This window comes from Pseudomonas sp. HTZ2 (genome assembly GCF_033173945.1).
Classification (GTDB): Bacteria; Pseudomonadota; Gammaproteobacteria; order Pseudomonadales; family Pseudomonadaceae; genus Aquipseudomonas; species Aquipseudomonas guariconensis.
Genome location: NZ_CP137332.1, coordinates 2,401,063 through 2,423,707, shown reverse-complemented (window position 1 = coordinate 2,423,707; position 22,645 = coordinate 2,401,063). Strand labels below are relative to the sequence as shown.

General features: G+C 63.2%; 24 protein-coding genes. 13 read left to right on the top strand and 11 right to left on the bottom strand.

Annotated features, from left to right (window positions below):
• Nucleotides 1-38 precede the first annotated feature (38 nt).
• The 6 genes from metX to R6G97_RS11190 are packed head-to-tail and all read left to right on the top strand — an operon-like array spanning nt 39 to nt 4,385.
• Nucleotides 39-1,178 carry a homoserine O-succinyltransferase MetX gene (gene metX, locus R6G97_RS11215; RefSeq protein WP_070571721.1) on the top strand — a complete coding sequence of 380 codons (1,140 nt, stop codon included), beginning with the start codon at nt 39-41 and terminating at the stop codon, nt 1,176-1,178.
• Between the two features lie 7 nt (nt 1,179-1,185).
• A complete protein-coding gene (gene metW, locus R6G97_RS11210; RefSeq protein WP_043208620.1) occupies nt 1,186-1,806 on the top strand; it encodes a methionine biosynthesis protein MetW in 621 nt (206 codons plus the stop codon).
• Between the two features lie 31 nt (nt 1,807-1,837).
• Nucleotides 1,838-2,272 carry a DUF4426 domain-containing protein gene (locus R6G97_RS11205; RefSeq protein WP_043208621.1) on the top strand — a complete coding sequence of 145 codons (435 nt, stop codon included), beginning with the start codon at nt 1,838-1,840 and terminating at the stop codon, nt 2,270-2,272.
• Complete coding sequence (gene rdgB, locus R6G97_RS11200; protein ID WP_102081429.1) at nt 2,269-2,865, top strand: RdgB/HAM1 family non-canonical purine NTP pyrophosphatase; 597 nt, start codon at nt 2,269-2,271, stop codon at nt 2,863-2,865. The genes R6G97_RS11205 and rdgB overlap by 4 nt, the downstream gene beginning before the upstream one ends.
• Nucleotides 2,862-4,049, top strand: a complete 1,188-nt coding sequence (gene hemW, locus R6G97_RS11195) for a radical SAM family heme chaperone HemW (RefSeq protein WP_102081428.1) — start codon at nt 2,862-2,864, stop codon at nt 4,047-4,049. Before rdgB ends, hemW begins: the two co-directional genes overlap by 4 nt.
• Before the next feature lie 9 nt (nt 4,050-4,058).
• On the top strand, nt 4,059-4,385 hold the full coding sequence (locus R6G97_RS11190) for a DUF3392 family protein (protein ID WP_043208627.1): 327 nt from the start codon (nt 4,059-4,061) through the stop codon (nt 4,383-4,385).
• Nucleotides 4,386-4,430: 45 nt separating this feature from the next.
• Here R6G97_RS11190 and R6G97_RS11185 read toward each other — a convergent pair whose 3' ends face one another.
• From R6G97_RS11185 to R6G97_RS11165, 5 genes are all read right to left on the bottom strand, one after another.
• Nucleotides 4,431-5,837, bottom strand: a complete 1,407-nt coding sequence (locus R6G97_RS11185; RefSeq protein WP_317848098.1) for a hypothetical protein — start codon at nt 5,835-5,837, stop codon at nt 4,431-4,433.
• A 157-nt stretch (nt 5,838-5,994) separates the two neighbouring features.
• Nucleotides 5,995-6,717 (bottom strand): tRNA (guanosine(46)-N7)-methyltransferase TrmB, encoded by a 723-nt coding sequence (trmB, locus tag R6G97_RS11180; protein ID WP_043208629.1) that lies wholly within the window; start codon nt 6,715-6,717, stop codon nt 5,995-5,997.
• A 9-nt stretch (nt 6,718-6,726) separates the two neighbouring features.
• Nucleotides 6,727-7,521, bottom strand: coding sequence for a thiazole synthase (locus R6G97_RS11175; RefSeq protein ID WP_043208630.1), 795 nt, complete (start codon nt 7,519-7,521; stop codon nt 6,727-6,729).
• A 52-nt stretch (nt 7,522-7,573) separates the two neighbouring features.
• Nucleotides 7,574-7,774 carry a sulfur carrier protein ThiS gene (gene thiS, locus R6G97_RS11170; RefSeq protein WP_028689131.1) on the bottom strand — a complete coding sequence of 67 codons (201 nt, stop codon included), beginning with the start codon at nt 7,772-7,774 and terminating at the stop codon, nt 7,574-7,576.
• 103 nt (nt 7,775-7,877) lie between these two features.
• A complete protein-coding gene (locus tag R6G97_RS11165; RefSeq protein WP_043208631.1) occupies nt 7,878-8,249 on the bottom strand; it encodes a DUF423 domain-containing protein in 372 nt (123 codons plus the stop codon).
• A gap of 64 nt (nt 8,250-8,313) precedes the next feature.
• On the opposite strand from R6G97_RS11165, the gene mtgA reads away from it, so the two are divergent.
• Nucleotides 8,314-9,012, top strand: coding sequence for a monofunctional biosynthetic peptidoglycan transglycosylase (mtgA, locus tag R6G97_RS11160; protein ID WP_182942168.1), 699 nt, complete (start codon nt 8,314-8,316; stop codon nt 9,010-9,012).
• Between the two features lie 96 nt (nt 9,013-9,108).
• Here mtgA and rpoH read toward each other — a convergent pair whose 3' ends face one another.
• From rpoH to ftsY, 4 genes are all read right to left on the bottom strand, one after another.
• Nucleotides 9,109-9,963, bottom strand: a complete 855-nt coding sequence (gene rpoH / locus R6G97_RS11155; protein ID WP_043208632.1) for an RNA polymerase sigma factor RpoH — start codon at nt 9,961-9,963, stop codon at nt 9,109-9,111.
• A 112-nt stretch (nt 9,964-10,075) separates the two neighbouring features.
• Nucleotides 10,076-11,101 carry a permease-like cell division protein FtsX gene (gene ftsX / locus R6G97_RS11150; RefSeq protein ID WP_317848097.1) on the bottom strand — a complete coding sequence of 342 codons (1,026 nt, stop codon included), beginning with the start codon at nt 11,099-11,101 and terminating at the stop codon, nt 10,076-10,078.
• Nucleotides 11,098-11,769 carry a cell division ATP-binding protein FtsE gene (ftsE, locus tag R6G97_RS11145; RefSeq protein WP_043208636.1) on the bottom strand — a complete coding sequence of 224 codons (672 nt, stop codon included), beginning with the start codon at nt 11,767-11,769 and terminating at the stop codon, nt 11,098-11,100. Before ftsE ends, ftsX begins: the two co-directional genes overlap by 4 nt.
• A complete protein-coding gene (gene ftsY / locus R6G97_RS11140; RefSeq protein ID WP_102081425.1) occupies nt 11,766-13,274 on the bottom strand; it encodes a signal recognition particle-docking protein FtsY in 1,509 nt (502 codons plus the stop codon). The genes ftsE and ftsY overlap by 4 nt, the downstream gene beginning before the upstream one ends.
• Before the next feature lie 230 nt (nt 13,275-13,504).
• Here ftsY and R6G97_RS11135 point away from each other — a divergent pair, with 230 nt between their 5' ends.
• From R6G97_RS11135 to R6G97_RS11110, 6 genes are all read left to right on the top strand, one after another.
• Nucleotides 13,505-14,860 carry a M16 family metallopeptidase gene (locus tag R6G97_RS11135; protein ID WP_317848096.1) on the top strand — a complete coding sequence of 452 codons (1,356 nt, stop codon included), beginning with the start codon at nt 13,505-13,507 and terminating at the stop codon, nt 14,858-14,860.
• Nucleotides 14,853-16,349, top strand: a complete 1,497-nt coding sequence (locus R6G97_RS11130; RefSeq protein ID WP_090343385.1) for a M16 family metallopeptidase — start codon at nt 14,853-14,855, stop codon at nt 16,347-16,349. Before R6G97_RS11135 ends, R6G97_RS11130 begins: the two co-directional genes overlap by 8 nt.
• A complete protein-coding gene (rsmD, locus tag R6G97_RS11125; protein WP_043208640.1) occupies nt 16,349-16,951 on the top strand; it encodes a 16S rRNA (guanine(966)-N(2))-methyltransferase RsmD in 603 nt (200 codons plus the stop codon). Before R6G97_RS11130 ends, rsmD begins: the two co-directional genes overlap by 1 nt.
• A 72-nt stretch (nt 16,952-17,023) precedes the next feature.
• Nucleotides 17,024-18,385 carry a M16 family metallopeptidase gene (locus tag R6G97_RS11120; protein ID WP_317848095.1) on the top strand — a complete coding sequence of 454 codons (1,362 nt, stop codon included), beginning with the start codon at nt 17,024-17,026 and terminating at the stop codon, nt 18,383-18,385.
• Nucleotides 18,382-19,788, top strand: coding sequence for a M16 family metallopeptidase (locus R6G97_RS11115; RefSeq protein ID WP_317848094.1), 1,407 nt, complete (start codon nt 18,382-18,384; stop codon nt 19,786-19,788). Before R6G97_RS11120 ends, R6G97_RS11115 begins: the two co-directional genes overlap by 4 nt.
• Nucleotides 19,789-19,848: 60 nt before the next feature.
• Nucleotides 19,849-20,841: a hydrolase gene (locus tag R6G97_RS11110; RefSeq protein WP_043208643.1), complete on the top strand. Its 993-nt coding sequence runs from the start codon at nt 19,849-19,851 to the stop codon at nt 20,839-20,841.
• Between the two features lie 49 nt (nt 20,842-20,890).
• Here R6G97_RS11110 and R6G97_RS11105 read toward each other — a convergent pair whose 3' ends face one another.
• Entirely contained in the window at nt 20,891-21,745 is an 855-nt protein-coding gene (locus R6G97_RS11105) for a sulfurtransferase (RefSeq protein ID WP_090343391.1), read from the bottom strand.
• 35 nt (nt 21,746-21,780) lie between these two features.
• A complete protein-coding gene (locus tag R6G97_RS11100; RefSeq protein ID WP_043208646.1) occupies nt 21,781-22,446 on the bottom strand; it encodes a TetR/AcrR family transcriptional regulator in 666 nt (221 codons plus the stop codon).
• Between the last annotated feature and the right edge of the window lie 199 nt (nt 22,447-22,645).

Here is a 22,645-nt window from a genome sequence, read left to right as displayed (position 1 = left end):
CTTTAGACTTACGCCTCCGTCAAGCGTGAGCAGGGTCGATGTCCACTGTCTTTCCCGAAGATTCCGTTGGTCTGGTAACACCGCAAATTGCCCGGTTCGATGAGCCGCTGGCGTTGGCCTGTGGCCGTTCGCTGGCCAGCTACGAGCTGATCTACGAGACCTATGGCACCCTCAACAGCACCGCCAGCAATGCCGTGCTGATCTGCCATGCGCTCTCCGGCCATCATCATGCCGCAGGCTATCACGCCCCCACCGACCGAAAGCCCGGCTGGTGGGACAGCTGCATCGGCCCCGGCAAGCCGATCGATACCAATCGCTTCTTCGTGGTCAGCCTGAACAACCTCGGCGGCTGCAACGGCAGTACGGGGCCGAGCAGCGTCAACCCTGCCACCGGCAAGCCCTATGGCGCCGACTTCCCGGTCCTGACCGTCGAAGACTGGGTACACAGCCAGGCGCGGTTCGCCGATCGCCTCGGCATCCAGCAGTGGGCGGCGGTGGTCGGCGGCAGCCTGGGCGGCATGCAGGCCCTGCAATGGACCATCAGCTACCCGGACCGAGTACGCCACTGCGTGGACATTGCCTCGGCGCCCAAGCTCTCGGCACAGAACATCGCCTTCAACGAAGTCGCCCGCCAGGCCATCCTCACCGACCCTGAGTTCCACGGCGGCTCGTTCCAGGACAAGGGCGTGGTGCCCAAGCGCGGCCTGATGCTGGCGCGCATGGTGGGCCACATCACCTACCTGTCCGATGATTCGATGGGCGAGAAATTCGGTCGCGAACTCAAAAGCGACAAGCTCAACTATGACTTCCACAGCGTCGAGTTCCAGGTCGAGAGCTACCTGCGCTATCAGGGCGAGGAGTTCTCCGGGCGCTTCGATGCCAATACCTACCTGCTGATGACCAAGGCGCTGGACTACTTCGACCCGGCCGCCACCCACGGAGGGGACCTGGCGGCAACGCTGGAGCATGTCACGGCGGACTACTGCATCATGTCGTTCACCACCGACTGGCGCTTCTCGCCGGCGCGTTCTCGAGAAATCGTCGATGCACTGATGGCCGCGCGCAAGAACGTCTGCTACCTGGAGATCGACTCACCTTACGGGCACGATGCCTTCCTGATCCCCACGCCTCGCTACATGCAAGGTTTCGCGAACTACATGAACCGCATCGCCATCTGAGGACAGCATGAGAGCCGACCTGGAAATCATCCACGACTGGATCCCCGCCGGCAGCCGGGTACTCGACCTGGGCTGCGGCAACGGCGAGCTGCTGGCCTCGTTGCGCGATCGCAAGAACGTCACCGGCTACGGGCTGGAGATCGACGCCGACAACATCGCCGCCTGTGTGGCCAAAGGTGTCAACGTCATCGAGCAGGACCTGGACAAAGGCCTGGGCAACTTCGCCAGCAACAGCTTCGACGTGGTGGTCATGACCCAGGCCCTGCAGGCCGTGGAATACCCTGACCGCATCCTGGACGAAATGCTGCGGGTGGGCCGCGAGTGCATCATCACCTTCCCCAACTTCGGCCACTGGCGTTGCCGCTGGTACCTGGCGACCAAGGGCCACATGCCCGTCTCGGACTTCATGCCGTACACCTGGTACAACACGCCAAACATCCACTTCTGTACCTTCGCCGACTTCGAGGACCTGTGCCACGAACGTCGCGCCAAGGTGATCGACCGCCTGGCGGTCGACCGTCTGCACCGTAATGGGTGGGCAGGCCGGCTTTGGCCTAATCTTCTAGGAGAAATCGGTATCTATCGCGTCAGCAGCCGAGGCCTGCAGGAACATCAGGTCGCGGTCTGACATCGAGCCCGTCCCACTGGAGGATCGCACCATGCGTCGCCTTGCACTTTTCTTGATCAGCCTGTGCCTGGCCTTGCCAGTTCTGGCTGCAGACCCCGCCAGGCCGGAACGCAAGGAAGTCTTCGGCGACGTGACGGTCCACTACAGCGCCTTCACCTCAAGCATGCTGCAACCGGATGTGGCCGCGGCCACGGGCCTGACCCGCAGCAAGAATCAAGGCGTGCTCAATATCGCCGTGCTCAAGGCCGGCAAGCCAGGCATGGCGGTGGTCAGTGGCACCGTAAAGGACCTCACCGGGCGTAGCAGCCCGTTGTCGTTCAAGCAGATCACCGACCAGGGCGCGGTCTACTACATCGCCCAGTTCAAGATTGACCAGGCAGAAACCCTGACCTTCGACCTGAACGTCGAGACCGGCGGCGTCAGCCACAAACTCAGCTTCAACCAGGAAGTGTTCCCAGGCGAATGATGAATTTCCAACAGCTCGTATTGGCCAGCCACAACGCCGGCAAACTCAAGGAACTCCAGGCCATGCTCGGCGAGTCCGTGCAACTGCGTTCGATCGGCGAATTCAGCCAGGTCGAACCGGAGGAGACCGGCCTGTCGTTCGTCGAGAACGCCATCCTCAAGGCACGCAACGCTTCTCGTATCTCCGGCCTGCCGGCCCTGGCCGACGATTCGGGCCTGGCAGTGGACGCTCTGGGCGGCGCGCCGGGCATCTACTCGGCGCGCTATGCCGACGGCAAGGGCGATGCGGCGAACAACGCCAAGCTGCTCCAAGCACTCCAGGATGTACCCGCCGAAGAGCGCGGCGCGCAGTTCGTCTGCGTGCTGGCCCTGGTGCGTCACGCCGATGACCCGCTGCCGATTCTGTGCGAAGGGTTGTGGCATGGCAGCATCTTGTTCGAGGCCAGCGGCGAGCACGGGTTTGGCTACGACCCGTTGTTCTGGGTCCCGGAGCGCAAGTGCTCCAGCGCCGACCTCAGCCCTGTCGAAAAGAACCAGCTCAGCCACCGCGCCCGCGCCATGGCCCTGCTGCGTCAACGTCTGGGCCTGGCATGACCGAAACGTTGTCCACCCAGCTGCGCCATTGCGGCGCGGCAGGTTTCGCCGCACTCCCACCTCTGGCCTTGTATATCCATATTCCCTGGTGCGTGCGCAAATGCCCTTATTGCGACTTCAATTCTCACGCTGCCGGGCCTGATCTGCCGGAAGAGGCGTACGTCGATGCGCTGCTGACCGACCTGGATCAGGAGATGGCTGCGGTCCAGGGACGCCCCATCAGCTCGATCTTCTTCGGCGGCGGCACTCCAAGCCTGTTCAGCGCCAAGGCTTTGGGGCGTTTGCTGCGCGGCGTGGAGCAGCGCATCCCGTTCGCCGTCGACATCGAAATCACTCTGGAAGCCAACCCAGGGACCTTCGAGCAAGAGAAATTCAAGGCGTACCGGCAAACCGGCATCAATCGCTTGTCCATCGGCGTACAGAGCTTCCAGCCCGCCAAGCTCCAGGCCCTGGGGCGTATACACAACGGCGACGAGGCGATCCGCGCCGCGGACATGGCACGCGCAGCCGGCTTCGACAACTTCAACATGGACCTCATGCACGGCCTGCCCGACCAGTCCCTGGACGACGCCTTGGCCGACCTGCGCCAGGCCATCGAGTTGGCGCCGACGCACCTGTCCTGGTACCAGCTGACGGTGGAGCCGAACACGGTGTTCTGGAACCAGCCGCCGGAGCTGCCCGAAGACGACATTCTCTGGGACATCCAGGAAGCCGGCCAGGCCCTGATGGCGGCGAACGGCTTCCAGCAGTACGAGGTCTCGGCGTATGCGCAGCCGGGCCGGGCCGCGCGCCACAACCTCAACTATTGGCGTTTCGGCGACTTCATCGGCATCGGTGCCGGGGCCCACGGCAAACTGACCTTTGCCGACGGCCGCATCCTGCGCACCTGGAAGACCCGCCTGCCCAAGGACTACCTGAACCTGGCCAAGCCGTTCAAGGCCGGCGAAAAGCTCCTGCCCGCGCAGGAGTTGCCGTTCGAGTTCCTGATGAACGCCCTGCGCCTGACCCAGGGTGTGGAAGCCGACCTATTCACCCAGCGTACCGGCTTGCCCCTGTCGCAGCTGGCAGAGGCCCGGCGCGAGGCAGAACGAAAGGGCCTTTTGCAGGTCGAACCGGATCGATTGGTGGCCACACCACGCGGCCAGTTGTTCCTCAACGACCTGTTGCAGTATTTCTTGACCTAAGGATGACCCATGGATTTGGTACTTGACCTGCTCGCGACCGTCTCCCGCTGGAGCCGCAGCAACCTGTCGGAGATTTCCCTGGCCTTGGTAGGCTGCATGCTGGTGCTGTTTGGCACCGACATCAAGGGTTGGGTGGAGCAACGCCTGGGCGGCCTGGCCGGCGCCCTGCGCGTCCCCTTCATGGCATTGCTGGTGATGATCGGCAGCGGCGCGGCGCTGATCTACGCAACGCCGTGGGTGGTGAAGGGCTTGGCCCAGTTCAACAACTATGCCCTGGCGCCGGTATTGCTGGTGGTACTGGTATTGATCGGCGTGGTGGCTGATCGACGGGGGTAAATGAACGGGTGCGCGGCGGCAGGCCTGCTTGCGCCCCCATTCAAATCAGGGTTGCAACCGTACCTCTATGGGTACAGAGCGCTGCCCGGCATGATCAATGCCCACTGCACACAGCCGTGTATCCTGCCCGACCACGATCTTTCCCGTTGCCGTAGCGGGTAAATCACCGTAGTTCTGAAGGTTCGCGCAATCAGTGCCCTGCCAAGGGCCCAGCTTGAATTCCACCCTTCGGAACAAGAGGTGCCTGGAGGGAAAACGCACTCGGTAGGCCTTGCGCCCGTGATGATCATAGTAAGGTGCGCTGATTTTCAGCTCCGGCTGCGCGGCCGGCCCCGGCTGGAGCACTACCACCGGCAGAGCCACAGCGTTACGGCTAGCAGGCTCGGGAGCACTAGCCTCACGCCCCCAAATGCACAACGCCAGCACCGTGGGATTGGTTGGTGAAAGAGTGAATCCCTCCAAGTGTAGATTCAGCGCAACGCCCGATGCCTGTGGCGCGCCATACCCACTCGATTCCTCGCACTGCTCCGGCCACTGCGCAAGCTTGGCCTGGTACAGAGAAGTCGTCGAATACACCGAAGAATCAATGAGCATTGGCGCCTGATCGGACGGCTTGTAGATCAGACGATCGTCATCGTCTTTTTCCACCACGACATTGAAGACATTGTCCAATCCACAACCTTTGGCCTCAGCGCTGAAGCGTCCCTGACGTAAGCACGCCGGCAGGAAGCTCATATCTGACGCATGGGCGCCGCCTGGCACAACGCTGTGCACGACCGCCAAGACACTATGATTGCTGGCATCCACGATCGGACTACCGGAGTCCCCGTCGTGCAGGCTGACGTCGTTCAACATCAAAAGGTGTCGGAACAAGCTTCCCTCGCCAGTCTGCATGTCGATCCAGGGCAATGCTTGTTCCGGCCAGCTGGCGACACCACTGACACTACCCTGGCACGTCGCGGCAATGATCGTTTCGCCATCAACTGCCTTGCGTCCAGCCAGAACTAAAGGCGTAATGCCCAATGCCTTGAGCGCGCCCTGCGTCTGATGCAACTCGAAAATGGCGAAGTCCAGACCTCGACGCGAGGCAAATCGCACGTGGGCGACCTCGAAGGTTGCGTCTGGAAGGTCCCGGAATCTGACCAGACCGATCCCCGTCAGTTGCGTAGCGACCTGATCGAACACGTCGAGCACCGCATGCCCGCTGCCCACCAGCAAGGCCGGCGCGGCGTCGTTGCCGCTGTCGATCAGAAACGCCGTGCTCTTCTCGACTTTGCGCAAACCGAAATGCAGGCCACTGTCGCTGAGCGGGCGCTGGTACATCGCAATGGCAGAGGTATCCAGCCCGCCCCCAACGGCAGCGGATTCAGCGATGACCAGCGTCGGAACGCCCAGCAGGGCACCGACCAACAGCGAACGCAGTAGTGATGAGAGATAGCGCTGTGTGTACATATTGAGCCTCCTGGCGTCTCCGGGCGTCGTTACCCGAGGTCAGGAGGCTCACATAGCGCATGAGCTGCGGTGACATATCATGCGCTACGCACCTGCCAAAGCAGGATGGTCAAGCAACAGACAGGTAAGAGAAGGCGTGCGGCGCTCCTCTGAAGGATCAGGCCAGCTTTTCGAACTTCAAATCCCACACCCCATGCCCCAGTCGCTCGCCACGGCGCTCGAACTTGGTGATCGGGCGTTCCTCTGGGCGCGGCACGTAAGTCCCGTCGGCGGCCTGGTTACGGTAGCCCGGGGCGACGCTCATCACCTCCAGCATATGCTCGGCATAGGGCTCCCAGTCGGTAGCCATATGGAACACACCACCCACCTTGAGCTTGCGACGCACGAGCTCAGCGAACTCCGGTTGGACAATACGGCGCTTGTGGTGGCGCGCCTTGTGCCATGGGTCCGGGAAGAACAGCATCAAGCGGTCGAGGCTGTTGTCGGCCACGCAGCGGTTGAGCACTTCGATGGCGTCACAATCGTACACACGCAGGTTCTTCAGGCCCTGGGTGAGCACACCGTTGAGCAGTGCACCGACACCAGGACGGTGTACTTCGACACCGATGAAGTCCTGCTCAGGCGAGGCAGCGGCCATTTCCAGCAGGGAATGGCCCATGCCAAATCCGATCTCCAGGGTACGCGGCGCCGAGCGCCCGAACACCTGGTCGTAGTCCACCGGGCTATCGGCCAGGGGCAGGATGAACAGCGGACCGCCCTGTTCCAGACCACGCTGCTGGCCTTCAGTCATGCGCCCGGCGCGCATCACGAAGCTCTTGATGCGGCGGTGTGGGCGCGCTTCGCCGTCGGTGGTAATCGGCGTTTCTTGCGATTCAGTCATCAGAGGCTCTTACTTGATCAGACCTTCCAGCGGCGACGAGGCGCTGGCATAGAGTTTTTTCGGCATGCGCCCGGCCAGGTAGGCCATGCGACCGGCGACGATTGCGTGCTTCATGGCTTCGGCCATCAGCACCGGTTGCTGGGCATGAGCGATGGCCGAGTTCATCAGCACTGCCTCACATCCCATTTCCATGGCGATGGTCGCGTCAGAGGCCGTACCCACGCCCGCATCGACCAGCACCGGTACCTTGGACTCTTCCAGGATGATTTGCAGGTTGTAGGGGTTGCAGATACCCAGGCCAGTGCCGATCAGACCTGCCAGCGGCATCACCGCGATGCAGCCGGCTTCAGCCAACTGGCGGGCGATGATCGGATCGTCGCTGGTGTAGACCATCACGTCGAAACCGTCCTTGACCAGCACTTCGGCGGCCTTGAGGGTCTCGATCACGTTGGGGAACAAGGTTTTCTGGTCGGCCAGGACTTCCAGCTTCACCAGATTGTGGCCATCGAGCAGTTCTCGGGCCAGGCGGCAGGTGCGCACTGCCTCGACCGCGTCGTAGCAACCGGCGGTGTTCGGCAGGATGGTGTAGCGATCGGGAGGCAGCACGTCTAGCAGGTTCGGCTCGCCCGGGTTCTGGCCGATGTTGGTACGGCGCACGGCAACGGTGACGATTTCGGCACCCGAGGCCTCGATGGCCAGGCGGGTTTCTTCCATGTCACGGTACTTGCCGGTGCCAACCAGCAGGCGCGACTGGAAAGTGCGCCCGGCCAGGGTGAAGGGCTTGTCGCTACGAACGTTGCTCATCGTGGATCCTCGGGAAAAGGTTACGGGACTTGCAGGTGAATCACCGGGCGGATCAGCCGCCACCGATGGCATGGACCACTTCGACCTGGTCGCCTTCACTGAGCCGCGTGCTTTCATGCTGGCTACGCGGGACGATATCCAGGTTCAGTTCCACCGCCACTCGGCGACCAGCGAGCTCCAGCCGGCCCAGCAGGGCAGCGACGCTCTCGCCATCGGGCAATTCGTAAGGTTCACCGTTCAGTTGAATGCGCATGCGCACGGCCACCATTGTGCTTTGGGGGTCGGCATTCTAGCCCTGATCCGCACTTCAACCCAAGGCCAGCCAACGCCATTAGTCGCGATTGTGGACCACTTGGTCAGCTCAGGCGCCAGGCCGCCAGACCCAGGCACAACCAACCGGCCAGAAAGCACAGCCCGCCGATGGGCGTGATGATGCCAAGCTTGCCCAGGCCGCTGAGGGTCAGCACGTACAAACTACCGGAGAACAGCAAGATTCCGACGGCGAACAGGCCACCGGCCCAGCCGATTAACCGACCCGGTAGGTGCACAGACAGCAGCGCGACGCCGAACAGCGCCAAGGCATGCACCAACTGGTAGGTCACGCCGGTGTGAAAGATCGCCAGGTAGTCGGCCGTCAGGCGGTTCTTCAGGCCGTGGGCGGCGAAGGCGCCCAAACCGACCCCGGTGAAGCCGAAGAAAGCGGCGAGCATCAGGAAGCTGCGAAGCATGGGACGACTCCTCGAAAGGGGTCTGTATAATGGCCCGTTCCAACGGTCCGGCCAAGCCATCACCATGCTGTCATCCCTAATCCGTCGCATCGCCCGCGCCCTGCTCTGGTTCGCCGCCGGCAGCATCGTCGTGGTGCTGGCCCTGCGCTGGATACCGCCACCGGGCACGGCGCTGATGGTCGAGCGCAAGGTGCAATCCTGGATCAACGGCGAGCCGATCGACTTGCAACGTGAATGGACGCCTTGGGAGCGGATCTCCGACGACCTCAAAGTCGCGGTCATTGCTGGCGAGGACCAGAAGTTCGCCAGCCATTGGGGCTTCGACCTGCCGGCGATCCAGGCTGCACTGGCCTACAACGAACGCGGCGGCAAGATCCGGGGGGCCAGCACCCTGACCCAGCAGGTCGCCAAGAACCTGTTCCTCTGGTCCGGTCGCAGCTGGCTGCGCAAAGGCCTGGAGGCCTGGTTCACCGGGTTGATCGAGCTGTTCTGGTCGAAGGAGCGGATTCTCGAGGTCTATTTGAACAGCGCTGAATGGGGCAAGGGTGTGTTCGGGGCACAGGCCGCCGCCCGCTACCACTTTGGCGTCGATGCCAGCCGTCTTTCCCGCCAGCAGGCCGCTCAACTGGCCGCCGTACTGCCCAGTCCGCTGAAATGGAGCGCTAGCCGGCCCAGCGCCTATGTCGCCAGCCGCGCTGGGTGGATTCGCCGGCAGATGAGCCAGCTGGGTGGGCCGAGCTACTTGATGCAACTGCGTCCTTGAGTGCCCACAGCGAGGACAGCTTGCCCCCTTCATGAAGCCAAAAGAAAAGCCGCTTGCCCAAAGGCAAGCGGCTTTTCGTGTATGGCCAGGTCTTGATCAGATCGTGATCAGCGCCTTGACCTTGTTCATTGCGTTCTTTTCCAGCTGGCGAATCCGCTCGGCCGAAACACTGTATTTGTCCGCCAACTCATGCAGCGTTGCCTTTTCCTCGGCCAGCCAACGCTGATAGAGGATGTCACGGCTGCGCTCATCAAGACCCTGCAACGCAACGTGCAGGTTGCTGGTGGAGTTGTCGCTCCAGTCTGCGTCTTCCAGCTGTACGGCCGGGTCGTAGCGGTGATCTTCCAGATAATGCGCGGGCGACTGGAAGGCGCTGTCGTCGTCAGCTTCGGCCGCCGGGTCGAAAGCCATGTCCTGGCCACTCAAGCGGCTCTCCATCTCGCGCACTTCACGGGGTTCGACACCCAGGCTCTCGGCCACTCGATGGACTTCTTCATTGTTCAGCCAGGCCAGACGCTTCTTCTGGCTGCGCAGGTTGAAGAACAGCTTGCGCTGAGCCTTGGTGGTGGCCACCTTGACGATGCGCCAGTTGCGCAGAATGAACTCATGGATCTCGGCCTTGATCCAGTGCACCGCAAAGGACACCAGACGCACGCCCATTTCCGGGTTGAAACGCTTTACCGCCTTCATCAGGCCAACATTGCCTTCCTGGATCAGGTCGGCCTGGGCCAGCCCGTAGCCAGCATAGCTGCGAGCGATATGTACGACGAAACGCAGGTGGGCCATCACCATTTGCCGAGCGGCCTCAAGATCCTGCTCGTAGTAGAGACGCTCGGCCAGTTCACGCTCCTGCTCGGCCGTCAGCAGGGGAATGCTGTTGACCGTGTGCACATAGGCTTCCAGGTTTGCACCGGGAACCAGGGCATATGCAGGTTGCAACGAATTGGTCATTCAAGAACCTCCGACTTACTAAACTCGCGCCTTGTGGGCACTGCCAACATTGACCGGAAACCACGAAACAAGTTCCCAGAACGGTAGAAAAGTCAATGCTGGCGTAAAAACATTATCGTGGTGCCAGCTCGTTCAGGTGACGAGCGACCGCGATCCACGCACCGATATACCCCAACAGTACAGCACCGATCAAGAGCGAAAGTCCATCAGACCCTGGCACACCTGCCAGGGCGAAGTCGCTCCCGTACAGCCCGGAAAGGTCCACGACCGCATCGTTGAGCCAGTCCAGCGAGAACGCCAGGATCCCCCACGCCAACACGCCGGCACCCAGGCCGTAGAGCGCGCCCATGTAGAGGAAGGGCCGGCGCACATAGCTGTCGGTACCGCCCACCAGCTTGATCACTTCGATCTCGATGCGGCGGTTCTCGATATGTAGACGAATTGTGTTACCGATTACTAACAGCAGGGCCGAAATCAGCAAAACAGCCAAGCCGAAGACGAATCGATCGCCCAACTTGAGGATCGCCGCCAGGCGCTCGACCCAGACCAGATCCAGCTGCGCCACTTCGACTCGCGGCAGCTCCGACAGCCGTTGGCGCAGGGCTTCCAAGGCCGCCTTGTCGACCTCTGTCGGCGTCACCACCACAACGCCAGGCAGCGGGTTGTCCGGCAGCTCGCGCAGGGCCTCGCCCAAACCGGACTGCTGCTGGAATTCCTCCAGCGCCTGCTCGCGGCTGACGTACTGGGCATCGGCCACACCGGGCATGCCTTTGATCTCGTCGCGCAGCGCTTCACCTTCACGGCTGCCGGCATCGAGCTTGAGGTACAGGGAGATCTGCGCGGCGCGCTGCCAGGAACCGCCGAGCTTCTCGACGTTCTTGAGCAGCAACGACAACCCCATGGGCATGCTCAGGGCCACGGCCATCACCAGGCAGGTGAAGAAACTGCCGATCGGCTGCTTGCCCAGGCGGCGCAAGCTGTCGATCAGGCTGGCGCGGTGGCTCTCCAGCCAGGCGTGCAGCAGGCTGCGAAAATCCGGGCCATCGTCATCGTGGCCGCCGCGCTGCTTGGATGGCTGCGGATCGGCAGCCTTCGGCGCGACACGCTCGGATACCTTAGGCGTACGTGTAGTGGTCATTGCCCGGCCTCCCCATCGCCGATCAGACGACCGCGCTGCAGAGTCAGCATGCGGTGCCGCATGCGCGCGATCAGCGCCAGGTCGTGACTGGCGATCAATACGGTGGTCCCCAGGCGGTTGATGTCCTCGAACACGCCCATGATTTCCGCGGCCAGGCGCGGGTCCAGGTTACCGGTAGGTTCGTCTGCCAGCAGCAAGGCCGGCTGGTGAACGATGGCACGGGCGATACCCACCCGCTGCTGCTGGCCCGTGGACAGGTCGGCTGGGAACAGCTCGCCCTTGTCGCTCAGGGACACACGCTCCAGGGCCGAGTCCACGCGCTTGGCGATCTCGGGTTTGGACAGCCCGAGAATCTGCAGCGGCAGGGCGATGTTGTTGAAGACGGTGCGATCGAACAGCAGTTGGTGGTTCTGGAACACCACGCCGATCTGCCGGCGCAGGAACGGGATCTGCGCATTGCTGATCTGCCCCAGGTCCTGCCCAGCCAACAGCAGCTTGCCGCTGGTCGGACGCTCCATGGCCAGCAGCAAGCGCAGCAAGGTGCTCTTGCCCGCGCCCGAGTGCCCGGTGACGAACAGGAACTCGCCCCGACGCGCCCGGAAGCTCAGCTCATGCAAGCCGACATGGCCATTGGGATAGCGCTTGGCAACCTGTTCGAATCGGATCATGGGTGCTCCCGCTCGGCAAACAGGGCTTTGACGAACGGCTCGGCCTCGAAGGTGCGCAGGTCATCGATGCCCTCGCCGACACCGATGAAGCGGATCGGCAGGTTGAATTGCTTGGCCAGGGCGAAGATCACCCCGCCCTTGGCGGTGCCGTCCAGCTTGGTCAGGGCGAGGCCTGTCAGCTCGACGCTCTGGTTGAAGTACTTGGCTTGGCTGATGGCGTTCTGGCCAGTGCCGGCATCGAGCACCAGCAGCACCTCGTGGGGCGCCTCGGCGTCGAGCTTGCCGATGACCCGACGGACCTTCTTGAGCTCTTCCATCAGGTTGTCCTTGGTGTGCAGGCGACCGGCGGTATCGGCGATCAGTACATCGACGCCCCGTGCCTTGGCGGCCTGCACGGCGTCGAAGATCACCGAGGCGGAATCCGCACCGGTGTGCTGGGCGATGACCGGAATCTGGTTGCGCTCGCCCCACACCTGCAACTGCTCCACCGCCGCTGCGCGGAAGGTATCGCCAGCGGCCAGCATGACCTTCTTGCCTTCGAGTTGCAGTTTCTTGGCCAGCTTGCCGATGGTGGTGGTCTTGCCAGCGCCGTTGACGCCCACGACCAGGATCACGTACGGCTTGTTCTGGACCTGGACTTTCAGCGGTTGCTCGACCGGGCGCAGCAGGGCAGCCAGTTCTTCCTGCAGCGACTTGTACAGGGCATCGGCGTCGGCCAACTGCTTGCGAGCGACCTTCTGCGTCAGGTTCTGGACGATGACCGACGTGGCTTCGACGCCAACGTCGGCGGTCAGCAGACGGGTCTCGATCTCGTCGAGCAGGTCGTCGTCGATGGCCTTCTTGCCCAGGAACAGGCTGGCCATGCCTTCGCCGATGCTGGCGCTGGTCTTGGACAGGCCCTGCTTGAGGCGGGCGAAGAAGCCGGGCTTGGCGGGTTCGGCGACAGCCGGCGCGGGAGCCTCGGCCGGCTCGGGTGCGGGGTCACGCGGTGTCGGTGCTGGCTCGACGGGTGCCTTGGGCGCCTCGGGAGTGGCCACCGGGGCCATCTCGACCACTGGACGCTCAGGTATGACCGGCGGGGCCTTGGGCTCCAGATCCGGGACCAAGGCCACGGGTTCCTCAGCCACCGGCAGCACCAGATTGCTCACCGGCGCTGCAGGCGCGACCACTGGCGGCACAGCCTGTACAGGCGTGGAGGCGACCGGCTCCGGAGCAGGCGCCTGCAGCGGCATGGACGCGATCGGCTCAGGCTGCGGGGCCTGCAATGGCTCGGACGCGACCGGCTCTGGGGTCGGCGCTGCAATGACCGGGGCCACCGGCTCGGCCGGAACAACCTCGGGCTGCTCTACGGGGGCCTGCGGCGCGACCGGTTCTACGGTTTGCGGTTCAGGGGTTTGCGGCTGTTCGGCGACAGGTTGCTGCGGCTTCTTGCGAAACCAGCTGAACAGGCCTTTCTTTTCGCCAGCCTCGGCCGGCGCTTTTTTGTCGTCGTTGGAACCAAACATGGAAGACGGCTATCTCAGGGTAGCGATGGGCCATCAGCGGCACATCGGGAATTCTCTAAACGCAGAACAGACTATTTTGAATCCGGCTGGTTCATGCGCAATATTTTGTCGTCAGGCCCGCAGGCCAGAACGGCGACAGGCATGGTCGCCAGGCAACCGGATCAGTATCCTAGCACCTCCTGGCCCGCCGACGCTAAACCCTGCGGGCCGCCGTACAGGTTATCCAACGTATGAATGCTCTAGCCCGCCGCGCCGCTGGCCTGTTGCTCAGCACGCTCTGCCTGCCGTTCGCGGCCCTTGCCGCCGATCCGCAACCCACCCACGAGTTCATTCTCGACAATGGCCTGAAAGTGGTCGTGCGCGAAGACCATCGCGCACCGGTGGTGGTCTCGCAGATCTGGTACAAGGTCGGCTCCAGCTATGAGACGCCAGGCCAGACCGGCCTGTCCCATGCCCTCGAACACATGATGTTCAAGGGCAGTGCCAAGATCGGTCCGGGCGAAGCTTCGCGCATCCTGCGTGACCTGGGCGCAGAGGAAAACGCCTTCACCAGCGACGACTACACCGCCTACTACCAAGTGCTGGCCCGCGACCGCCTGCCGGTGGCCCTGGAGCTCGAAGCCGACCGCCTGGCGAGCCTGCGTTTGCCGGCCGATGAGTTCAGCCGCGAAATCGAAGTCATCAAGGAAGAGCGCCGCCTGCGCACGGACGACCAGCCCAATGCCAAGGCCTACGAGCTGTTTCGCGCGATGGCCTATCCGGCCAGTGGCTATCACACACCGACTATCGGCTGGATGGCCGACCTCGAGCGTATGAAGGTCGAGGAGCTGCGCCACTGGTATGAATCCTGGTACGCCCCGAACAATGCCACGCTGGTAGTCGTCGGCGATGTCACCCTCGACGAGGTCAAGGGCTTGGCGCAGAAGTACTTCGGCGCAATCCCCAAACGAGCCGTTCCTCCCGCCAAGCTGCCTCTGGAACTGGCCGAGCCCGGCCTGCGCCAGCTGACCTTGCATGTACGCACCCAGTTGCCAAGCCTGATCTACGGCTTCAACGTGCCCAGCCTGGCCACCGCCAAGGATGCGCGCGCGGTCAATGCCCTGCGACTGATCTCGGCCCTGCTCGATGGCGGCTACAGCGCGCGCATGCCGTCACGCCTTGAGCGTGGCCAGGAACTGGTGGCCGGCGCCTCGTCGGGCTACAACGCCTTCACCCGCGGTGACAGCTTGTTCATGATCTCGGTCACGCCGAACGTGCAGAAGCAGAAAACCCTGGCCGACGTCGAGAAAGGCATCTGGCAACTGCTCGACGAACTCAAGACCACCCCGCCCACCGCCGAGGAGCTCGAACGCGTGCGCGCCCAGGTGATCGCCGGGCTGGTCTACGACCGCGACTCCATCAGCAGCCAGGCCACCACCATCGGCCAGCTGGAGACCGTGGGCCTGTCCTGGAAGCTGATCGACAGCGAGCTGGACGAGCTCAAGCGCGTGACCCCGCAGGACATCCAGGACGCCGCACGCACCTATTTCACCCGCGAACGCCTGAGCGTTGCCCACGTACTGCCCGAGGAGTCCGCTCATGAGTGATCGCAGCGCCCCACGCTACACCCTGTTCGGCCTCGGGATCATCACCTTGGTCGTGGCCCTGGCCCTCGTGCTGGCCCGCCCGGCTCAGTCGGACAACGCCGCAAAGGCCCAGGACACGGCGGCGCGCCCGGCCAATACGTTGCAGTCGCTGGCCGAGCTGGACGGCAAGGCGCCCAGTCGGCGCCAACTGAACATCCAGAGCTGGAGCACCGCCGAAGGCGCGCGGGTGCTGTTCGTCGAAGCGCGTGAGCTGCCGATGTTCGACCTGCGCCTGACCTTCGCGGCCGGCAGCAGCCAGGACGGCGATGTGCCGGGGCTTGCGACCTTGACCAATGCCATGCTCAACGAAGGTGTGGCCGGTAAGGACGTGACCGCCATCGCCCAAGGCTTCGAAGGCCTGGGGGCGGACTTTGGCAACGGCTCCTACCGCGACATGGCCGTGGCCACCCTGCGCAGCCTGAGCACCCCGGACAAGCGCGAGCCAGCCCTGAAGCTGTTCGCCGAAGTGGTGGGCAAGCCAACATTCCCGGATGACGCCCTTAAGCGCATCAAGAACCAGCTGCTGGCCGGCTTCGAGTACGAAAAGCAGAACCCGGGCAAGATCGCCGGCAAGGCCCTGTTCAACCAGCTCTACGGCAACCACCCTTACGCCCATCCCAGCGATGGCAGTGCCGAAAGCATCCCTGGCATTAGCCTGGCGCAGCTGCGGGCGTTCCACGCCAAGGCCTATGCTGCCGGCAATGCCGTGATCGCCCTGGTCGGCGACCTGAGCCGGGCCGAGGCCGAAGCCATCGCCGCCCAGGTCTCCAGCGCGCTGCCCAAGGGGCCGGCGCTGGCCAAGCCTGCTCAGCCGGCCGAACCCAAGCCTGGCCTGACCCACATCGACTTCCCGTCCAAGCAGACCCACCTGATGCTGGCGCAGTTGGGCATCGACCGCCAGGATCCGGACTGGCCGGCGCTGTCTCTGGGTAACCAGATCCTCGGCGGCGGCGCTTTCGGCACACGACTGATGAGCGAAGTACGCGAGAAGCGCGGCCTGACCTACGGCGTGTACTCGGCCTTCAGCCCCATGCAGGTGCGCGGACCGTTCATGATCAATCTGCAGACTCGTGCCGAACTGAGCGAAGGCACGCTCAAGCTGGTCCAGGACATCCTCGCCGATTACCTCAAGACCGGCCCCACCCAGCAAGAGCTGGACGATGCCAAGCGCGAACTGGCCGGCAGCTTCCCGCTGTCGAACGCCAGCAACTCGAGCATCGTCGGCCAACTGGGCGCCATCGGTTTCTACAACCTGCCGCTGACCTGGCTCGAGGACTTCATGCAGCAGTCCCAGGCCTTGACCGTCGAGCAGGTCAAGGCCGCCATGAACAAGCACCTGGCGGCGGACAAGCTGGTGATCGTCACCGTCGGCCCGACCGTGGCACAGAAACCACTGCCGCCGCCCACTGACAAACCCGCCGAGCAGCCGCTCGGCATACCGGAGCATTAATGGCCAAGCCATCGACCCCTGCCCGTCCGGGCCAGGCCCAGAGCAAGGGCCCAGGACACTTGCGCATCATCGCCGGCGAGTGGCGCAGCCGCCGCCTGACGGTCCCGGAAGGTGAAGGCCTGCGGCCGACACCGGACCGCGTCCGCGAGACCCTGTTCAACTGGTTGGCGCCCTATATCGAGGGTGCTCTGGTGCTGGATGCCTTCACTGGTAGCGGCGCCCTGGTACTCGAGGCCCTGTCGCGGGGAGCCAAGGATGCCGTCGCCCTGGACAGCAACCCAGCGGCCATCGCCAACCTCAAGGACAACCTGGAAGTGCTGCGCTGCCCGCGTGGCCAGATCCTGCAGACCGATGCCCTGCGCTACCTGCAAGGCCCGGCCAAACAACAGTTCGACGTAGTGTTCCTCGATCCGCCCTTCCACCAGGACCTGCTGGCCGACACCTGCAACCTGCTTGAAGACCGCCAGTGGCTGAGCGAAAGCGCCTGGGTTTACACCGAGAGCGAAGCGGCGCCTTCCACCTTGCAGATGCCCGGCAACTGGCGCTTGCACCGGGAGAAAAAGACCGGGCAGGTGCATTACGCGCTCTGGCAACGGGGCTGAATCGACGGACTGCCTACTTATGTAACGCAGATAGACCCTTTCTATCGCTGAAGCTGCTCCGGCTTATCGCCCATGAGGAGCACTTCAGCGATGATTTCTTCCCCAACTCCACCTAATCAGGCCCACACAGGTTGCGCCAGTCTCGACGTACTGGCATCAGCCAAGCCTGCCCCTTTGCACCATTTCAGGCTCGACAACGGCTTATCGGTCTACCTGCATGAAAACCACAGCGCCCCACTGGCAGCCGTCCAGTTGTGGTACCACATCGGCGCAAGCCACGAGCCACCGGGGCATTCGAACCTGTCGCACCTGCTCGAGCACCTGGTTTTCCAAGGTAGCAGTAAACTCCCGGCTGGACAGTACTCCCGATTGATCGCCCGCCTGGGCGGTGTGGCCAATGCCACCACCCATGACGACGCCACTTCGTTCGAGATGATCTTGCCTGCCTCCCGGCTGCCTGTTGCTCTGGAACTCATGGCCGATGCCATGAAGAACGCCACACTGGACCCGGCTGCATTCGAACAGGAAGTCAAAGCCGTTGCCGACGAACGCCGCTTCAGAGTGGACAATTCGCCGATCCAGCTGGCATTCGAACAGCACCGAATGCTCGCCCACGGGGACAACGCTTATGCCATGCCCAGCTTCGGATATTCGATCGACCTCGAAGAGATGAGCCTGGCATCGGTACGGACGTGGTATCAGACGTGGTATCAACCGAACAACGCGACCTTGGTGGTCGCAGGCGCGGTCGATCCCAAAGTCCTGCGTCACCAGGTAGAGACTTACTTCGCGGCCCTGCCACCCGCCCCCCTTGATGACAAACCCGCTCCTCGGCACAGAGGCGTGCTTGCCGAACGCAGCCAGACGCTCGTTCAGCCCACGCTGGTGGATGGCCTGTTCATGTCGTTCAACGTCCCGAGCCAGGCCACAGCCCCTTCTCAGGAAACCGTCCTGGCGCTGCGCTTGCTCTGCCAAGTTCTGGGCACTGGCTACAGTGCCCGGCTGTACAGCCAACTGGTGCGTGACAAACGCCTCCTCAAATACGCTCAACTCTCCTATGACCACCACGTGCGGGGCGACACTCTGATGACGCTCTCGAGCGCCACGGTCCCGGACAGGGCCACTGCCCAACAGGCGGCTACCGAGGTATGGCAACTGATCGACACGCTTCGAACTGCTGCACTACCAGAAACAGAGCTCGAAGGTGCAAAGCTGCGCCTGCTGGCCAGGCAGTTCTACGAGCGGGACGACCTCGCGCACCAGGCGACGCTCATTGGCCATGCGGCCGCGGCCGGCCTGGATCCGGCGCTACACGATGAAGCGCCACGAATCATCCGCGACCTCACCAGCGCCACCCTGCAACGTGTCGCCAGCGAATACCTGAGGCGGGAGCGGCTGACGACAACCTACCTGCAGCACGGAGTGCCAGCATGAACGATCTCTCTTCCCCCTCGGCGAACGCCGAAACCTGCAACCCTCTTGCGCCGGACACCTTCACCGAGACGCTGGCCAACCTCGCATCGGCGCAGGCCCTGGACCTCGACCCGTTCCCGCTCGTGAAGCACGACGTACAGCATTGGCGTACGAAAGAAGGCACTCGCGTGCGTTTTCTGGCTTCACACGAACGGCCGATGTTCGACCTGGTGCTGCGCTTCAAGGCTGGCAGCGCCCTGGACGGCGATACGCCCGGTCTGGCAGCCCTGGCCCTGTACGCGCTGGACCAAGGCACTGCCGAGCTCAACGCCACCCAATTCACCGAGCGACTGGAGGGTCTGGGCGCGGTCATGAACCGGCAGGTGACCCAAGACTGCGCGATCGTCACGCTGCGCAGCCTTAACACGCCGGACCTGCGCGCTTGCGCCTTGCGCTTGATCACCGAGATGGTCGCCCGGCCTGCTTTGCGCCCAGAAGATGTCGCCAAGATCAGCGCGCGCCTTGTCGGTGCACAGCAAAGCAGCCTCCAGCCTCTGCATGCACGGTTGTTCGACGCCACGATGGAGCAATTGCTCGCAGGTCATCCCTATGCCACCCCGCTGGCCGGAACACTCGATGGCCTGGGCTCCCTGACGCCAGACGATGTACGCGCCTTCCATCGACAAGCCTACTCCGCCAACAATCTCGACATCGGCCTGGTTGGCGATCTGTCCCGTGAAGAGGCCCAAGCGCTGGTAAACGATCTTACCCAGGCACTGCCGCAGCAGTGGGCCGCCGTGCCTCCGCCAGCGCTGCCAGTATCTGCCGCTGGTCCCCTGCATCTTGAGCGTCCAGGCGCCAGCACTCAGGTGCTGCTGACACTCCCGCTGCATGTCTGGCCAAAGGACGAGGATTACCCAGCCCTGCTCATGGCCACTGAAATCCTGGGAGCGGGGTTCGAGTCCCGATTGACCGCCGAGCTGCGCACACGTCGCGCGCTGACCTACAGCATCTATGCTGTATTAGAACCGATGGATGCGGGATGCCTGTGGCAGGTGAGCTGGGATATCGCACCTGAATACCGGGATGCCTCCAGGGTCCTGGTATCGAACGTGCTTGAATGCTTCATCGCCCATGGGCCCACCCAGGCCGAGTGCGACCTGGCCCTGAACCAGCTGGCGGGCAAGCTGATGCGTGGCATGGCCGACAATGCGGTGCTGGCAAACGGGTTGGCAGCATTCAGCCATCAGGGGCTGCCAGCCAATCATCTGGCGAGCTACCAGGAGAAACTCGCAGCCTTGACACCCGAGGGCATTCGACAAGCCGCTCGGGGCTGGCTCGATATAAAAAAGGCTTTCTTCGCCACCCTTGGCCCTGCCGTCGATCAGCAGCCGTTGCCCGAGCCACCGACCATAGGCGTATAGGGCAACCCCTGAAGAGGCGCTTCATGGCAAGCTAGGCGAGCACATGACGAGTTGTCCAGCATGCCAAGTCCTATCGCCCAGTTCACGCCCGCCATCGGCCTCTCCAATCCGCATCTGCAAACCTTGTGGGGCCCGCTCTGGCGTAAAACGCCCGAGTTGCATCGCACCCGCGAGCGAATGTGGCTTTCCGACGGAGATTTTCTCGACCTCGACTGGCTTGGCCCCAATCAGGTCAACGCACCCGTGGTCCTGGTGCTCCATGGCCTGACCGGCTCGTCCCACTCGCCCTATGTCAAAGGCCTGCAGCAGGCCCTGCAGGCCCATAGCTGGGCCAGTGTCGCAGTGAACTGGCGAGGCTGCTCGGGCGAGCCCAACCTATTGACGCGCAGCTACCACTCCGGCGCCAGCGAGGACCTGGCCGAGACCATCCGTCACTTGCGTGTCCAGCGACCCTTGGCACCGCTCTATGCGGTGGGGTATTCGCTGGGCGGCAATGTGTTGCTCAAGTATCTGGGGGAAAGCGGCTCGGCCAGCCAACTGCAAGCGGCAGTCGCAGTATCGGTACCGTTTCGCCTGGACCAAAGCGCCGACCGTATCGGGATGGGTTTCTCGAAGGTCTACCAAGCGCATTTCATGCGCGAATTGCTGGCCTATGTGCAACGAAAACAGCGGCACTTTCGCGACAACGGCCATGTGGAGCGGCTGGCCGAACTGGAACGGCTCGGGTCATTGCGCAACCTACGCAACTTCTGGGACTTCGACGGCAAGGTCACCGCGCCCCTGAACGGCTTCAGCGATGCCTACGACTACTACCGGCGCTCGTCGAGTCGCTACTACCTGGGCGAAAACCGCACCCCGACGCTGATCATCCAGTCCAGCGACGACCCTTTCGTCTTCGACCATAGCCTGCCGACTGCGAGTGAACTGGCGCGCGACACGCATCTGGAACTGCACAGCAGAGGTGGCCATGTGGGCTTCGTGGAAGGGAGCCTGCGCAATCCAGGGTATTACCTGGAGCGCAGGATTCCGCAGTGGTTGGTGCAGGGGGCTTGATCGTCGAAGGGATTGGCCTGTATCACGCCCCCGCTTTCCTCAGGTGGCGTCAATCACCGGTTGCCACACCGTGGCCAGGATCGTTGATCCACTCGCTCCACGACCCGGCGTAGAGTCTGCCTAGCGGGTACCCCGCCAATGCCAGGGCGAACAAGTTGTGGCAGGCGGTCACGCCCGATCCGCAGTAGGCCACCACCTGTTCTGGCGCCCGCCCTGCCAGTTTCTGGGCAAAACGCTGCTTGAGCTGTTCGGCCGGCAAAAAGTGCCCATCCGGCCCCAAGTTGTCGGTGAAGGCCGCGCACTGAGCCCCGGGAATATGCCCGGCCACTGGGTCGATCGGCTCGACCTCACCGCGAAAACGCGGCAGGCCACGGGCATCGATCAGAGTCATTTCTGGATTGCCCAACCCCTTGGCCAGATGCTCGGCGTCGATCACCAGTTTCATGTCCGGCGCACCGGTGAAGGTGCCCTCACGCTTGGCCGGAGGGTCCAGGCTCAGCGGCTGATGCGCGGCGTGCCAGGCCTTCAGGCCTCCGTCGAGAATCGACACCCCCTCGCGCTTGCCCAGCCAGGCCAGCAGCCACCAGGCGCGGGCAGCGAAGGCGCCCGGGCCGTCGTCGTAAAGCACCACCTGACTGTCGTTGTCCATCCCCCACTCACGCAGGCGCTCGACCAGCCGTTGCGGATCCGGCAACGGGTGACGGCCCGTCACGCCCTTGACCACCGGCCCGCTCAGGTCTCGCTCCAGATCCGCGAAGTGCGCGCCGGCGATATGCCCGAGGGCGTAGCTGCGTTGGCCGTAGTCCACATCTTCCAGGGCAAAGCGACAGTCGAGGATCACCAACCCAGGCGCGCCCAGGCGCTCGGCCAGCTGCGTTGGGGTGATCAATTGCGCAAGAGGCATGACAATCTCCTGATCGATAGCACGAAAGCCCGGGGTCACTGCTCCAGGGCCTGGTTGAACGGAACGTGGAACTCCTCGCAGAGGGCATCCACGGCGGCACGCGCGCTGGCAGTGACGAAGCCCAGTTCGAGCACCAGCACCTGGTAGACACCACGCTTGAAGGCTTCTTCTCCCAGATGCGCGGAATGTTCGCGTGTAGTACTGAGAAAACGTACCCAGGATGTCAGCACGATCCAGGCATTGATGGTCAACGATTCGACCTGCGCGGCATCCATCGCAAGAATGCCAGCATCGACGAAGCCCCGGTAGATCGCCTGGCCCTGCTGCAGGCAACGCTGGGAAAAACGGCGGTAACGGGCAGCCAGTTCCGGGTCGCTGTCGAGCAGGTGCTCGAGGTCCCGGTGCAGGAATCGGTAGTTCCACATGGCCGCCAGCAAGGCCTTGAGGTAGAAACGTTTGTCCTCGACCGTGGCGACACGCCCCTGTGGCGGACGCAGGAAGCTGTCTACCAGCTCTTCGTATTGGTTGAAGAGCACGGCGATGATCGCCTGCTTGTTGGGGAAGTGGTAGTAGAGGTTGCCGGGCGAAATTTCCATGTGCGCGGCGATGTGGTTGGTGCTGACGCTACGTTCGCCCTGTTGATTGAACAGCTCCAGGCTGTTCTGCACGATGCGCTCGCGAGTCTTCATGCGCGGGGCCATGCTCAGCTCCAGGTTCGTTGATGGTTCATCTTACGGCGTATCGACCAGGCAATGCACGGTGCTGCGGGCGCGGGGGTCCGTGGGAACGGGTTTACCTGCGAAAAGTCCGGCAGGGTGGACGGCAGGCAGACGAGTCCGCACTGTCGGTAAATTTTCAAGACGGCACACCTTAATTGAATGTCCAGGCAACGGATTAGAG

Coding starts and splice junctions, on each gene's coding strand:
- R6G97_RS11120 (WP_317848095.1), top strand. CDS start 17,024: ATGAGGAGCACTTCAGCGATGATTTCTTCCCCAACTCCACCTAATCAG.
- R6G97_RS11115 (WP_317848094.1), top strand. CDS start 18,382: ATGAACGATCTCTCTTCCCCCTCGGCGAACGCCGAAACCTGCAACCCT.
- rdgB (WP_102081429.1), top strand. CDS start 2,269: ATGATGAATTTCCAACAGCTCGTATTGGCCAGCCACAACGCCGGCAAA.
- ftsY (WP_102081425.1), bottom strand. CDS start 13,274: ATGTTTGGTTCCAACGACGACAAAAAAGCGCCGGCCGAGGCTGGCGAA.
- hemW (WP_102081428.1), top strand. CDS start 2,862: ATGACCGAAACGTTGTCCACCCAGCTGCGCCATTGCGGCGCGGCAGGT.
- R6G97_RS11165 (WP_043208631.1), bottom strand. CDS start 8,249: ATGCTTCGCAGCTTCCTGATGCTCGCCGCTTTCTTCGGCTTCACCGGG.
- R6G97_RS11190 (WP_043208627.1), top strand. CDS start 4,059: ATGGATTTGGTACTTGACCTGCTCGCGACCGTCTCCCGCTGGAGCCGC.
- metX (WP_070571721.1), top strand. CDS start 39: ATGTCCACTGTCTTTCCCGAAGATTCCGTTGGTCTGGTAACACCGCAA.
- R6G97_RS11175 (WP_043208630.1), bottom strand. CDS start 7,521: ATGAGCAACGTTCGTAGCGACAAGCCCTTCACCCTGGCCGGGCGCACT.
- R6G97_RS11130 (WP_090343385.1), top strand. CDS start 14,853: ATGAGTGATCGCAGCGCCCCACGCTACACCCTGTTCGGCCTCGGGATC.
- R6G97_RS11100 (WP_043208646.1), bottom strand. CDS start 22,446: ATGGCCCCGCGCATGAAGACTCGCGAGCGCATCGTGCAGAACAGCCTG.
- rpoH (WP_043208632.1), bottom strand. CDS start 9,963: ATGACCAATTCGTTGCAACCTGCATATGCCCTGGTTCCCGGTGCAAAC.
- thiS (WP_028689131.1), bottom strand. CDS start 7,774: ATGCGCATTCAACTGAACGGTGAACCTTACGAATTGCCCGATGGCGAG.
- R6G97_RS11105 (WP_090343391.1), bottom strand. CDS start 21,745: ATGCCTCTTGCGCAATTGATCACCCCAACGCAGCTGGCCGAGCGCCTG.
- ftsX (WP_317848097.1), bottom strand. CDS start 11,101: ATGACCACTACACGTACGCCTAAGGTATCCGAGCGTGTCGCGCCGAAG.
- metW (WP_043208620.1), top strand. CDS start 1,186: ATGAGAGCCGACCTGGAAATCATCCACGACTGGATCCCCGCCGGCAGC.
- rsmD (WP_043208640.1), top strand. CDS start 16,349: ATGGCCAAGCCATCGACCCCTGCCCGTCCGGGCCAGGCCCAGAGCAAG.
- trmB (WP_043208629.1), bottom strand. CDS start 6,717: ATGACTGAATCGCAAGAAACGCCGATTACCACCGACGGCGAAGCGCGC.
- R6G97_RS11110 (WP_043208643.1), top strand. CDS start 19,849: ATGCCAAGTCCTATCGCCCAGTTCACGCCCGCCATCGGCCTCTCCAAT.
- R6G97_RS11135 (WP_317848096.1), top strand. CDS start 13,505: ATGAATGCTCTAGCCCGCCGCGCCGCTGGCCTGTTGCTCAGCACGCTC.
- ftsE (WP_043208636.1), bottom strand. CDS start 11,769: ATGATCCGATTCGAACAGGTTGCCAAGCGCTATCCCAATGGCCATGTC.
- mtgA (WP_182942168.1), top strand. CDS start 8,314: ATGCTGTCATCCCTAATCCGTCGCATCGCCCGCGCCCTGCTCTGGTTC.
- R6G97_RS11205 (WP_043208621.1), top strand. CDS start 1,838: ATGCGTCGCCTTGCACTTTTCTTGATCAGCCTGTGCCTGGCCTTGCCA.
- R6G97_RS11185 (WP_317848098.1), bottom strand. CDS start 5,837: ATGTACACACAGCGCTATCTCTCATCACTACTGCGTTCGCTGTTGGTC.